Origin of the sequence: Bacteroides luti, assembly GCF_900128905.1 — a bacterium.
Taxonomy (GTDB): Bacteria; Bacteroidota; Bacteroidia; order Bacteroidales; family Bacteroidaceae; genus Bacteroides; species Bacteroides luti.
Window position 1 is genome coordinate 39,559 of record NZ_FQTV01000016.1, and the last position, 14,397, is coordinate 53,955.

The following is a 14,397-nucleotide window of genomic DNA, read 5'->3' on the forward strand; positions in this document are numbered from 1 at the left end:
TATACTTTCAGAGAAGGGCGAAGATTTTAAATCTTCGCCCTTTTTTTACATTCAAACAATACAACTAAAATCAAAGTATACGACAAAAGACAAATATATAACTTATTGATTTTCAAAATAATAACTATTATTTCTCAATTTATAAATCAACAACCTTCTCACTTCTTAAATATTTTTACAAATATTATATATAAGTCTTTGAAATATTAACTATTTTTTCGATTTTTGTATACTACGCAGCAAAAGACTTCCCACTAATGAAAAACACACTATTTATACTATTATTTTACATTAGTACCTTATGTTCTGCTCAGACATATAAATATATCGGTGTGGAAGATGGGCTAAGTAACAGGCGTGTATACAGCATCAATAAAGATAAAAAAGGGTACATGTGGTTTGTAACTCAGGAAGGTATAGATAGATATGACGGTACATTCTTCAAACATTACAATTTAATAGCTGGAAACGAAAGTATTAACTCATTTACTGAAATGAATAATCTTTCTATGGACAGAGAAAGAGTTCTTTGGGAAGTAACAAAAAACGGACTAATCTTTAAATACAATTTTGATAAGGACTATTTTCAGCTAGTTTTACAATTAAAAAAGAAAGACTTAATAAGTTATACATATATTGATGATAACAATAACATCTGGTTATGTACCGACCATAATCAATACTTATTTAATATAGATACTCAAAAATTAATCCCACTTATTAATACCAATAAATACACTATTAATGATTTGGTGCAAATAGACGGGAGCACTTATTATATTGGAACTGATAAGGGGGTATATAAAGTTAAATTAATAAATAAGACTTTATTTAAAGTCCATCAAAAGAAATTAGAAAGCTTACCAGTTCAGGTTAATAAGCTTTATTATCAAAAGAATAAAAAGAAGTTATTCATCGGAAGTTTTAAAAAGGGAATATACGTATTCGACAGCAGCAAGCAAACGTTACAATTAGTTCCAACCGATATTAATGACATCAGTATTAACTGTATAAAGGAACTAAATGAAAACGAGATTCTTATTGCCACAGATGGAGCTGGTGTTTATAAAATGAATACGGATAATTATCTTTCATCTCCTTATATTGTAGCAGATTATAGTAAGCCCAATACTATGAACGGTAACACTATAAATGATATATATGTTGATAATGAACAACGTATCTGGCTGGCAAACTACCCTATTGGAATAACTGTAAGATATAACCGATTTCCCAAATATCAATGGTTTAAACATGCAATTGGAAATAAGAATTCTTTAGCAAACGACCAGGTAAATTCTATCATTGAAGATAAAGACGGTGATTTATGGTTTGCAACCAACAATGGGATTAGTATTTACTATTCCAAAACAAGTAAATGGGCTCATATACTTAACGATTCAGATAATAGATCGATTAAGAAAAATCATGTTTATACTACTCTTTGTGAAGTATCTCCCGGTATTATATGGGCTGGAGGATATACTTCAGATATTTATATTATCAATAAGCGTAGTCTGAAGGTAAGTTTATTTTCTCCTTCAAATTATGGAGAAAACGATTTTCAGCCAGATAAGCACATTAATTCAATTATAAAAGACAGTAATGGATGCATTTGGTTAGGCGGTTATTACAGTCTGAAATGCGTTGACTTAAAGAATAAAAAGATTCGCAAATATCCATCAATAAATTCAGTAAATATAGTTCTAGAAAAAGATACTAATCATATATGGGTAGGTTGTTCTAACTGGTTAATTCTACTAAACAAAAAAAATGGTAAAATTAAACGAATAGAGATACCAAAGAAAGCATATATATATACTCTTCATCAAGAGAAAAACGGCTTGCTATATATTGGTACCTGTGATTCCGGAATGCTAGTATACAACAGTAAGACTAATTCTTTTATCAGTTATAACAGGGAAAACAACACACTTATGTCGGATAATGTTTATACAATATTATCCAACCAAAAAGGCACTCTATTTCTAAGTACCGAAAATAGTTTGGTACGTTTTAATATTTCAAAAAGAAACTTCAAAAACTGGACAAAAGGACAAGGATTGGTTTTAAAGCATTTTAATCCAACATCGGGTACATATAGACAAAACAGAACCTTTGTTTTTGGAAGTTCAGAAGGAGCAATAGAATTTGATGAGACAACCAAACTACCTCAAAATTATTCTTCTAAGCTGGTATTCAGTAATTTTACTCTTTTCTATAAAACAGTATCTGTCGATGATTCTAATTCTCCTTTAAAACAAAACATTGATGAAGCAAAAAGAATAGATTTAAATTATGACCAAAACATTTTCTCATTCTTCTTAGCTTCGATTAATTACGATTACCCTTCTAACATTCTATATTCATGGAATTTGGAAGGATTTTATGATAAATGGAGCAAACCTACTTATGACAATGTAATTCGCTACACAAATATTAGCCCGGGAAATTACATCCTTCGTGTACGTTCTATCTCAGAAGACAACTTGCATATAATAGATGAAAAAAGTATTGAGATAGTAATCCACCCTCCATTTTGGGGAACTATCTGGGCTAAATTATTGTATATCGTCATTTTCGGCCTAATAGTATGGGACTTTATGCAACATTACAATACGTATAAAGAGCAAAAGGCATCTACCGACAAGATTCGTTTCTTTATTAACACAGCACATGACATCCGGACACCGCTATCTTTAATAAAAGCTCCTCTGGACGATTTGGCTGAAAAAGAAGAACTGTCACTTGAAGGAAAAACCAAATTAGACACTGCTGTAAGGAATACAAATTCTCTATATCAGCTAATAACAAATCTGATTAATTTTGAAAAAGCAGAAATATACTCGTCAAGAATGCATGTAAATGAATATGAGATATTCACATTTTTGGATGAGATTATTAAAACTTTCCAGCCATATGTTGATTCAAAACATATAGAGCTTACTTACGAAAGTAATTTCCGTTTCTTAAATGTGTGGTTCGATAAAGAAAAGATGGAATCTATTGTTAGAAACCTACTATCAAATGCAATTAAATATACGCCCAATAACGGGAAAATAAAAGTAATAGCTTTCAGCAATCCTGATTACTGGGGATTTGAAATCAGTGATAGCGGAATAGGCATACCCGAAGAAGAACAAAAGAAACTGTTTAAGTTATTTGTTCGTGGTAGTAATGCTATAAATTCGAAGATTACAGGTAGCGGAATTGGATTACTGATGGTTAGAAAATTAGTACAGCTGCATAAAGGAACCATCAGTCTGAAAAGCAAAATAAACAGCGGTTCTTCTTTCAGAGTATCTTTTCCACAAGGGCATAAACACTTTAAAAAGCACCATTTGGAATGGAATCACGAATCAATATCCGATTCTGATACTTTATTCACAAGTTTCAAAACAAAGGCCGGAGAAGTTTTACCACCATCGATTCCTCTTAACAGCATGGATTCTCCTTCACAAAGAATCTTGATTGTGGAAGATAACGACGATATGAGAAATTATTTGCAGCATACCCTTGCCGACATATATTATACCTTTGTGGCAAGTGACGGAAAAATTGGATGGGATATTGTACAAAATATAAAACCAGATCTGGTTATTTCAGACATTATGATGCCAAATATGAATGGTGACGAATTATGTTCCAGAATAAAGAGTGATATCAACACATCACATATCCCTGTAATTCTGCTAACAGCACTCAATGACAAGAGCAATATTATCCGAGGATTAAAATATGGCGCAGATGAGTATATTACTAAGCCTTTTGACATATCAATACTAAAAGCTACAATCATAAACATTCTAAGTAATCGTGCAGTGCTAAAGAATAGTTTTTCTAAATTAGAACTAAAAAATACAGATGAATCAATCAACTATGCTTCAGAACTTGACCGCGAGTTTATGAATAAAGTGAAAGATATTATAGAAAAGAATTTATCGGATTCAAACTTTAATGTAGATGTATTATGCAGCGCTCTAAATATGAGTCGTTCTAGTTTTTATAGTAAAATTAAAGCTTTAACAGACCAGGCTCCGGCTGACTTTATAAGGTCAATACGGCTTGCCCGTGCAGCGAAACTGCTTAGAAGTAAAAGGTTAAACATCACAGAAGTTGCAGATATGACAGGTTTTAGTGATGCCAAATATTTCAGGGAAGTTTTTAAAAAGCATTATAAAATGAATCCAAGTAAATACATGAATGAAGATCAAGTATAGGCACACTATAAAAAATGGGACTGTTCCGCATTTGAACAATCCCATTTTAGCATATCCCATTTATAGTATACCCTAAATACTTCTCAGAGTTTTATCTTTTTGCTTTTCATTTTTGATTCATTATGCAACCTGTCGAGTGCTGTTACTACGTAACGATACTTCACCTTACCCGTATCATAAGGCAGTTTATAATAGCAAGTTCTTGTCACAGCTACTATCTTTGAAGGATCATCAAGATTCACTTTTTCCTTATTTTCAAAACGATAAACACAATAGTTAAATGCTTTATCCATTTCATCCTTAGCTTTTGGTTCTTTCCACATCAGAATATAGCCATCCTCAGTCCAGATTGCTTTCAAACCTCCTACATTTTTGGGAGCCTTATCATCCATAAAGGTAAATACAGGAGGAAGAGCCGGATAACATTGATAAGTATTAGCTAAAACAGTCAACGAGTTACCAGGATTACCAAGTAAGGCTTTTCCACTCCAGAAACAATTTCCCATCACATTAGGAGTAGTACGTGATAGTTGCATTTTTCTTGGGAGCTGATTTATATCCGGTTTATTAAGGTCTGCAAATTTAGCAGTACGTTCTATATCTTGTCCAATAAAGAAAGGACGATCGTATGAATAAGTAGCCCACCAATTCACTAAAGTTTCATGATCAGCTGCTTTGTTTCCTATTTCCCAATATATTTGTGGAATATTATAATCTACCCAACCATTGCGAATCCACAGAAGCACATCGGCATACAGTTCATCATAGTTTTGCAAACCATTAGTCTCACTACCTATACCATCCAGCGTATTCTTTTTATTGCGATAAATACCAAAAGGAGAAACACCAAACTTCACCCATGGCTTTGTTTCGCGTATAGTTTCATGTAATTCTCTAATCAGGCAACTAACATTATTTCTACGCCAATTGTCTTTCTGACCTTCAAAGCCACTAGGAACACCATAGGTCTGAAATGCCTCTTCGTCAGAAAATTCTTTTCCTGCAATAGGATAAGGATAGAAATAATCGTCCATGTGAATTGCGTCTACATCATAACGAGACACAATATCTTTCATCACTTTATTTATAAATTCACGAGATTGAGGTAATCCTGGGTTAAAGAAGCGTTGATTGCCATATACAACAAACCACTCCGGATGTTGATAGTAAATATGTGTTGGAGCCAACTTTGAACTAATATTCAATTGTACACGGTAAGGATTAACCCATGCATGAAACTCCATACCTCTCTTATGACATTCATCTATAACAAAAGCCATTGGATCAAAATCATCGGATGGTTCTACACCTTGAGTTCCTGTAAGGAAACGGCTCCAAGGTTCTAATTTGGAAGGATAAAACGCATCCGCTTCGGGACGAACCTGAAACAAGACAGCATTGATTCCTGCCTTTTGGAAAGTGTTGAGTTGACCAATCAGGTAGGTTTTAAATTCGTTTGTTGATTTTCCGGTATAATCTCCGTTGATAGTGTGTAACCATACTCCTCGAAATTCGCGTTTCGGCAAATTATGTGCAATAGTGTAGAGCGAACAGCAAACCATCAGGAAGGTTGCCAAAAAAGTCTTTATCTTCATTCTTATAGTTTTGTTATGTTATACACATACAAAGATATGTAATATTTTGTATTTATCAAGTTGACAACTACCTTAATAAATTAATGATTCATATAAGCATTCCTTTGCACTATGCCGTTTTTTATTTACTTTTGCAGATTCTTTCAAAACAGCTTATGTCTCAAGAAAAATATATATCTGTAAAAGGTGCACGCGTCAATAATCTAAAGAATATTGATGTAGATATTCCTCGCAATAAATTAGTTGTAATCACAGGATTGTCCGGCTCAGGAAAGTCATCACTTGCTTTCGATACGCTTTATGCGGAAGGGCAAAGACGATATGTGGAAAGTCTAAACAGCTACGCACGTCAGTTTTTGGGAAGAATGACAAAGCCCGAATGCGACTTTATTAAAGGTATCCCTCCCGCCATCGCTATTGAACAAAAAGTAAATAGTCGGAATCCTCGCTCTACAGTAGGAACTTCAACTGAAATATATGAATATCTGCGTTTGCTTTATGCCCGCATAGGAAAAACTTATTCACCCATATCCGGTACTCTTGTAAAAAAGCATCAGGTTGAAGACATCATCAGCTGTATGCTTTCATATCCGGAAGGAACACGTTACGTAATTCTCACTCCCATCCTTTTACGCAAAGGAAGAACAATGAAAGAGCAACTCGAAATGGACCTTAAACAAGGGTTTAACAGAGTTGAATTAAATGGAGAGACTGTACGTATTGATGACTTGCTAAAGAAGCAGGACATTGAAACTGAAAATGAAATCTATTTGCTTGTAGATAGATTAGTATGCGATAAATCTAAAGACAGCATTAGCCGTTTGACCGATTCTGTTGAAACTGCTTTCTATGAAGGTAGTGGGAACTGCATGTTGCGTTTCTATCTGGAAGAAGGACCGATTGTACATTCTTTCAGTAAAAAGTTTGAAGCTGATGGCATTGTTTTTGAAGAACCCACCGACCACATGTTTAGCTTTAACTCTCCTATTGGTGCTTGTCCTAAGTGCGAAGGTTTCGGTAAAGTAATAGGTATAGATGAAGGTCTGGTTGTTCCTAACCGTTCACTTAGCATTTATGATGGTGCTGTAGTTTGCTGGAGAGGTGAGAAAATGGGAGAATGGAAAGATGAATTTATACGTTCCGTTGCTAAATATAACTTTCCTATTTTTGTTCCATACTATGAACTAACCAAGGATCAAAAAGATTTATTATGGAAAGGAAGTAAAAATGTTCATGGTATTGACGAATTCTTTGAGATGCTTGAAAAGAATCAATATAAAATTCAATATCGTGTAATGTTGGCTCGTTATCGGGGAAAAACTTACTGCCCCGACTGTAATGGAACCAGATTAAAGAAAGAAGCTGGTTATGTAAAAATAGGCAATTGCTCAATTTCAGAGTTAGTAGATCTTCCAATACACGATTTAAAAAGATTCTTCGACAATCTTTCTCTTGATGAACACGAAGCTGCTATAGCCAAGCGAATCCTGACAGAGATAAATAACCGCATCACATTCCTTATAGATGTAGGTTTAGGATATCTTACACTCAATCGCTTAAGTAATTCATTATCCGGAGGAGAAAGTCAACGAATCAATCTGGCTACTTCCTTAGGCAGCAGTTTAGTTGGCTCTCTTTATATTCTTGACGAGCCAAGTATCGGACTCCACTCACGAGATACTGATCGCCTTATTAAAGTTCTTCGTCAGCTGCAGGAATTAGGTAACACTGTTGTAGTGGTGGAACATGACGAAGAAATTATCCGTGCAGCCGATTATATAATCGACGTAGGTCCAAAAGCTGGACGTCTGGGAGGAGAGATCGTTTATCACGGAGATATGAAAAATCTTAAAAAAGGAAGCAATAGTTATACCGTTAAATATCTGCTTGGAGAAGAAACAATAAACGTTCCTGCCTTTCATCGTCCATGGAACAATTACATAGAGGTTATTGGTGCCAGGGAAAACAACCTGAAAGGAATTAATGTCATTTTCCCATTGAATGTAATGACTGTGGTTACCGGCGTTAGTGGTTCGGGAAAATCAACACTGGTTCGTGATATCTTTTATCGGGCATTGAAACGGGAATACAGTGAAATAAGCGAACGTCCGGGAGAATTTATTTCTCTTGACGGAGATATTAATATGGTTAAGAACATAGAATTCGTAGACCAAAACCCAATAGGGAAGTCTTCCCGTTCTAATCCTGTGACTTATATCAAAGCATACGATGAAATCCGAAAATTATGGGCAGAACAACCATTGGCCAAGCTTATGGGATATTCAGCTTCGCACTTCTCTTTTAACACTGAAGGTGGTCGATGCGAAGAATGTAAAGGAGACGGTACCATTACTGTTGAAATGCAATTCATGGCCGACTTAGTGCTTGAATGTGAAAGCTGCCACGGAAAACGATTTAAATCAGAGACACTGGAAGTTAAGTACAAGGACATAAACATTTACGATGTACTTGAAATGACAGTCGATCAGGCAGTTGAATTCTTTGCTGAAAACGGGCAAAAAAAGATTGTAAAGAAGCTTTCTTCTCTTCAGGCTGTTGGACTGGGATACATTAAACTCGGTCAATCTTCATCCACTCTTTCCGGTGGAGAGAATCAGCGCGTTAAGCTTGCTTACTTCCTAAGTCAGGAAAAAGCATACCCTACTATCTTTGTCTTCGACGAACCAACAACAGGGTTGCATTTCCATGATATTAAGAAACTACTGGAAGCTTTTGATGCATTAATCGCAAGAGGACATACCGTTGTTATCATTGAGCACAATATGGATGTTATTAAATGTGCAGATTATATTATTGATCTTGGCCCTGAAGGTGGAAATATGGGAGGTAACTTAGTTTGTTGTGGAACTCCTGAGAAGGTAGCTAAATGTGCAGCTTCATACACCGGCCAGTTCCTTGCAGAGAAGCTTCAGTAAAACGAGGATGAAAAGAGGTTGACTTAAAAGTGATGTGACCCCCAAAAGTTGGGCATGTTAAACGTTAAATATTTTGGTAAAGAGTTCGGTATTGTACCGGACTCTTCCCTTTTAATCTAATTTTGATTATTATAATAGTCAATATATTCCTCCAAAGCCTTTATAAAAGCTTCTACAGTTCCAAAACCTTCGGTATACAGAAGTTAAAGTGCACCCCAAAAGTTTAAGCCTAACTTTTGGAGTGCACTTCACTATTAATAAACCAATATAAAGGGATTTTTCAAAATTGAGTTTCAGTCTATAAGATTCTCAATTCAAAAATTCTGCTTTTACACAGTCTTTACTATTTTTCAAAACCGGTTTCTTAAAAATAGAATCCAAATCCTATTTTCACACCAAACTTACTATAGTCCTGGTCAGTCAGACTTTGGTTATAATACATAGCAGGTTCCACAGTTACTGTGCGACTCAGGAAAAAGGCATATCCAACTTCTGCACCAAGGGTTGCATCATTCTTATGCCCACCGGTGTAGAAATCATAATTATCATATTTAAACTTTGATCCAATATAAATACCAGTCTGATCAAAGTAATAACGAACACCAGCTCCCAAAGAAGTTCTATCATCTCCCCTATCTTTAATATCTGCTCCGGCATTAATAAGCAAAGCAAAATTATCCATTAAAAAAACGCCACCTTCAGCTTCAAATCCTAACGAGAATTTTTCCTGACCACTATAAGACATACCGAGACCTGTAATTGAAGGTGTTATTAACCATTTATTCTGTTCAAATTGCGCTTGTGCAGTAACAGTACATAATAAAACTGCAATACAAATAAGTAATTTTTTCATTTTATATTTAGTTGTTTGAATGCTCCGAATCTTTTTTCCACTCCTCCATTTCTCTACGTCGTTTTTCAGCCAATTTTTCTTTCTTACGCAACACAAGCCATAATAGTAAAACAATAACATAAGAAACTGCAATCGTAACATATTTCTCCATTTCACCAATAGTGTGATTACGAGGTACTAAATATATAGCCATAGCTGTTATATAAATAAAGAGAGCACCACAAAGCCATGTAGATTTTTTATATTTTTTCATTAGAGTCTTCTTTTTAGTATGAAAAAAACTTTCATACACTGTTTAGCTTTTTTCTTTTTTGTATTTAAAACAAAAATAAGTAATATTATTTATTCGTGTCTCCTTTCAGTTGAAAAAGAGGAATCTTCTAACGCTTTTTTACGTTCTTTTATCTACCTTTGCAACATTACAGCAAGCGAAAATGAAACATACATACCTTATTCTTTTGTTCCTTTGTTTTTTCATAACCAATACACAGGCACAACCTAAAAATGAGATACGAGCCACTTGGCTGACAACAATATATGGACTTGACTGGCCAACAGTCAAAGCCACCTCTCCTACCACTATCAATAAACAAAAAGCAGAATTATGCAGAATTTTGGATGAGCTAAAAGCTGCCAATTTTAATACCGTATTACTTCAAACACGTTTACGGGGAGACGTTATCTATCCGTCTTCCATTGAAACCTATAATGAGACATTAACGGGAAAAGCCGGTTGCTCTCCCGGATATGACGCGCTTGCATTTGCTATTGAAGAGTGCCATAAACGCGGAATGGAATGTCATGCATGGATAGTCTCAATTCCATTGGGAAAAGAAAATCATGTAAAAGCATTAGGGAATAAATCTGTTACTAAGAAACACCCACAAATATGCAAACGTTATCAGGGTGAATGGTTTCTCGATCCCGGCAACCCGGCAACAAAAGATTACCTTTTTTCTATTGTAAAAGAAATAATTACCGGTTATGATGTAGATGGCATCCATCTTGATTATATTCGTTATCCTGACCGTCCAAATGATTTTCCGGATAAAGAGATGTTTCGCAAATATGGTAACGGAAAAAGCCTGGACAGTTGGAGAAGAGACAACATTACAGCAATTGTACGACACTTGTATCAGCAGGTTAAGCAAATCAAACCTTGGGTAAAAATGAGTAGTTCACCTGTTGGCAAATTCAAAGATACTTCTCATTACCCATCAGGAGGATGGAATGCTTATCATACAGTTTACCAGGATGCTCAAGGGTGGCTTCGTGAAGGCATCCAGGATATTCTATTCCCTATGATGTATTTCAACGGAAATAACTTTTATCCATTTGCATTAGATTGGCAGGAAAATAGCTTCGGACGTTGTGTAGTTCCCGGATTAGGTATTTATTTTCTTGATCCGGCAGAAAAAGACTGGCCGCTAAGTGAAATTGAACGTCAGATATATTTCACCCGTCGTCATGGATTAACCGGACAAGCCTTTTACCGTACTGAATACCTATTAAAAAACACCAAGCATCTGTTCGACGAACTAAACGGATTACATTACTCCAGTCCTGCTCTTCAACCTAAAATGAAATGGCTGGATAATACAGCTCCAACACGTCCTAACGATTTATCAAGTAACCGTATAGGATCGACAGTTCAATTAAGCTGGCAACCATCAACCGACAACGACTCACGAACAGCACCATACTATATTGTGTATGCTTCTGATAAATTTCCAGTAGATATATCCAAGCCTTATAATATTGTTGCACATGATATCAGAGAGAATCATTACGCTTACAAGGAAGAGACTGCCAGAGAAAATAAACGTTATTTTGCAGTAACAGCAACCGATCGTTTTGGAAATGAGAGTGCAGCAGTACAATTAACACTCCCGGATAATAAACTTCAATTATCCCAGGATAGCCTATTATTGCAACTTCCCAAATCCGAAGAATTGGAGAGTATAACTATTACCGATCTTACCGGCAGATGTGTATTACATTCTAAATATGAGGAAAAGATCTCTTTGAAGAGCTTGCAAAAGGGACTTTACAAAGTGTTATTTACAGATAAAAACGGACAGATTCATCCTTCAACCAAGATGCTTGCACGATAATTTTTTTGTTGTGTTACAGGTGTTAATTCCATATAGCCCGACACAATCCGGCCATTTTCAACAACAAGTGGAAAATCAGCCTGTTTCTTCTCGTGGTCAGTCATCAGTAAAGAAGGATCATTAAAATAATCAACCTGAAAATAGCCCATCTTTCCGGGAGTAATAAACCTGTCATAAAAGAGTCGGGAGAAAATCCCCATGTTCATACGCAGGTTTACCTCCACACAAGGATGAATACGAAAAACAGGTTGCTCAGGAAAACGACAAATCATCATATCTACCCCCAGATATCCATTATACTTTTCATCTATCAGTTGAGAAAGTTTTATTTCGAGCTGATTTCGCAACAAGTGCAAATCGGCGGCATTAACAAATTCGGTGAGACGCTGTTCAATAGCTTCATTGGAAGCCAGAAGATTCCCCGTGTAAGCCCCTCTTACATCTGTTTCAAAAAAAGAATATCCGGCAAAAGAGACTTTACCCGATTCATCACAAAAAAATTCCATGGCAAAATCCTTCACTTTATCCAGCCAAGGTTCGCCTACCACACAACGCTGATTCTTTATCACCCGATTACTCCATCCTTGAATATGACTGGTATACTCACCTTTACCCGGTCGTAGTCCTTTGCCACTACCCGACCATGGTGCTTTTAAAAGAACTTTGGGATAATGCTCAACAAACTCCCGAACAGCTTCATCAGAAGTTAATTCTTCCGAGACTCCACAAAAAGAAGAAGAAACATTCAACTCCCTGAGTAAAGAAACAGCTAAAGATCGATGAGACAACTTACGTAAAATCTCCATTTGCTTTTTATCAGGTAGAAGATCATCAGAAAAGCCTAATAGCCGGGCTTGTTTTATCAAAGCAGCATTCCATCCCCACGGACAAAGTTTCAAAGATGACTGGAAAGCAATATCATCCTCCCCGATTCTGCCGACAGATAGATCAAACAAATTCTTTATCTGCAGCATCCACTCCTCGGCATCCGGTTCGTTACTCATTACCAGCATTCCCGGTGAGGTATACCATATTGGCAGCAACGAAAGGTCGTCTGCCATCTTTCGGGCAGAAAGAGGCGGTGTATAATTCTCATCACCATTAGCCAATGCCAAATCATTATCAGGATTGAATAAATATACTTCCAGCATTTATTTTTTATGTATTTTGTATACAAAAGTAAGCAAAAAGAAAAATAGAATAATCAACCATCTAAAATAATTTTATTCTTGTACAAAAGAATGTTTTATTTTGTACAAAATGCCATCTATTAAATAGAATAAACGGATTATTGCAGAGCCTTAAAATAAGATTGAAACAACAATTATCCTCTGCAGAATTGAATATTTATAAGCTACATAATCACTTTCTATAAACAAAAGCATAAACAAGTTTAAATAGATGAATATTTTGCAATCTCTACTTTGCAAAGTAGATAATTATAATTATCTTTGCCTCGACAATAAAAGAATGTTTATGGAAGCCTTTTACAGAACTCACAGCTATCTGGTAGAACACACCAATGCCTCCGTTCGACGTGATTTGATGGATGAGATCGATTGGAACGACCGTCTTATTGGAATCAAAGGGACTCGAGGTGTAGGAAAAACTACTTTCCTGTTGCAATATGCAAAAGAGCGATTCGGAACTGACCGTTCATGCTTGTTTATCAACATGAATAACTTTTATTTCTCAGGACATACCATTATAGAGTTTGCAGAAGAATTTCTTAAAAACGGTGGTAAAGTACTTCTCATAGACCAGGTCTTTAAGTATCCAAACTGGAGTCATGAACTAAGAATTTGCCATGATCGTTTTCCTGGTTTGAAAATTGTATTTACCGGTTCATCGGTTATGCGATTAAAAGAAGAAAACACTGAGTTATCCGGAATCGTAAAATCATATAATCTCCGCGGATTCTCATTCAGAGAATTTCTGAATCTGCAAACAGGTAACAACTTTCCGTCTTACTCGTTAGAAGATATTTTGTCCAATCACGAGCAAATAGCCAAGACTGTACTCTCAAAGGTTCGTCCTACAGACTATTTCCAGGACTATCTTCATCATGGTTTTTATCCATTTTTTCTTGAAAAAAGAAATTTTTCCGAAAATTTGCTTAAAACGATGAACATGATGGTAGAAGTAGACATTCTACTTATTAAGCAAATAGAACTGAAATATCTTTCAAAGATAAAGAAGCTTTTATACTTGCTTGCAGTTGATGGTCCTTCAGCTCCCAATGTCAGTCATTTGGCTACAGAGATTGAAACATCACGTGCTACGGTTATGAACTACATCAAATACCTGGCAGACGCAAGGTTAATCAACATGGTTTATCCAAAAGGAGAATCTTTCCCTAAAAAGCCATCAAAGATAATGATGCATAACACTAATCTTATGTATTCTATTTATCCGGTAAAAGTGGAAGAACAAGATGTTGCCGAAACATTCTTTCTCAATACACTCTATAAGGACCATGTTCTCAATAAAGGAGAAAAAGGAACTTCTTTTTTGGTAGATGAAAAGATTCCATTTAAGATATGTACCGACGGATTTAAGGTCAAAAATAATCCAGCCATTACGTATGCCATTCACAGGGCAGAAATAGGGCGAGGAAATCAGATACCTTTATGGTTATTTGGTTTTCTTTATTAACTGAGTTTTTTTATTTAATATATT

General features: G+C 35.5%; 9 protein-coding genes. 4 read left to right on the forward strand and 5 right to left on the reverse strand.

Annotation, left to right across the window (positions count from 1 at the left end; all coding sequences use genetic code 11):
- The first annotated feature begins 257 nt into the window (after positions 1 to 257).
- Positions 258 to 4,220 carry a hybrid sensor histidine kinase/response regulator transcription factor gene (locus tag BUC21_RS13420; RefSeq protein ID WP_073403274.1) on the forward strand — a complete coding sequence of 1,321 codons (3,963 nt, stop codon included), beginning with the start codon at positions 258 to 260 and terminating at the stop codon, positions 4,218 to 4,220.
- An 83-nt stretch (positions 4,221 to 4,303) separates the two neighbouring features.
- Here BUC21_RS13420 and BUC21_RS13425 read toward each other — a convergent pair whose 3' ends face one another.
- Entirely contained in the window at positions 4,304 to 5,815 is a 1,512-nt protein-coding gene (locus tag BUC21_RS13425; RefSeq protein ID WP_073403276.1) for a glycoside hydrolase family 10-like protein, read from the reverse strand.
- Between the two features lie 155 nt (positions 5,816 to 5,970).
- Here BUC21_RS13425 and uvrA point away from each other — a divergent pair, with 155 nt between their 5' ends.
- Entirely contained in the window at positions 5,971 to 8,751 is a 2,781-nt protein-coding gene (uvrA, locus tag BUC21_RS13430; protein ID WP_073403366.1) for an excinuclease ABC subunit UvrA, read from the forward strand.
- A 116-nt stretch (positions 8,752 to 8,867) separates the two neighbouring features.
- On the opposite strand, the gene BUC21_RS16785 is transcribed toward uvrA, so the two are convergent.
- The 3 genes from BUC21_RS16785 to BUC21_RS13445 all read right to left on the reverse strand — a co-directional run bounded on the left by BUC21_RS16785 (position 8,868) and on the right by BUC21_RS13445 (position 9,857).
- Positions 8,868 to 8,951 carry an IS3 family transposase gene (locus BUC21_RS16785; protein WP_073403368.1) on the reverse strand — a complete coding sequence of 28 codons (84 nt, stop codon included), beginning with the start codon at positions 8,949 to 8,951 and terminating at the stop codon, positions 8,868 to 8,870.
- Between the two features lie 164 nt (positions 8,952 to 9,115).
- Complete coding sequence (locus BUC21_RS13440) at positions 9,116 to 9,604, reverse strand: porin family protein (RefSeq protein WP_073403278.1); 489 nt, start codon at positions 9,602 to 9,604, stop codon at positions 9,116 to 9,118.
- 7 nt (positions 9,605 to 9,611) lie between these two features.
- The gene (locus BUC21_RS13445; RefSeq protein WP_073403280.1) at positions 9,612 to 9,857 is read right to left on the reverse strand and encodes a hypothetical protein; all 246 of its coding nucleotides are present in this window, start codon (positions 9,855 to 9,857) and stop codon (positions 9,612 to 9,614) included.
- Positions 9,858 to 10,038: 181 nt separating this feature from the next.
- On the opposite strand from BUC21_RS13445, the gene BUC21_RS13450 reads away from it, so the two are divergent.
- Positions 10,039 to 11,718, forward strand: coding sequence for a glycoside hydrolase family 10-like protein (locus BUC21_RS13450; RefSeq protein WP_073403282.1), 1,680 nt, complete (start codon positions 10,039 to 10,041; stop codon positions 11,716 to 11,718).
- Here BUC21_RS13450 and BUC21_RS13455 read toward each other — a convergent pair.
- Positions 11,688 to 12,869: a hypothetical protein gene (locus tag BUC21_RS13455; RefSeq protein ID WP_073403284.1), complete on the reverse strand. Its 1,182-nt coding sequence runs from the start codon at positions 12,867 to 12,869 to the stop codon at positions 11,688 to 11,690. The two genes, BUC21_RS13450 and BUC21_RS13455, sit on opposite strands and share 31 nt — an antisense overlap.
- Before the next feature lie 325 nt (positions 12,870 to 13,194).
- On the opposite strand from BUC21_RS13455, the gene BUC21_RS13460 reads away from it, so the two are divergent.
- A complete protein-coding gene (locus BUC21_RS13460) occupies positions 13,195 to 14,373 on the forward strand; it encodes an ATP-binding protein (protein ID WP_073403286.1) in 1,179 nt (392 codons plus the stop codon).
- Positions 14,374 to 14,397 lie beyond the last annotated feature (24 nt).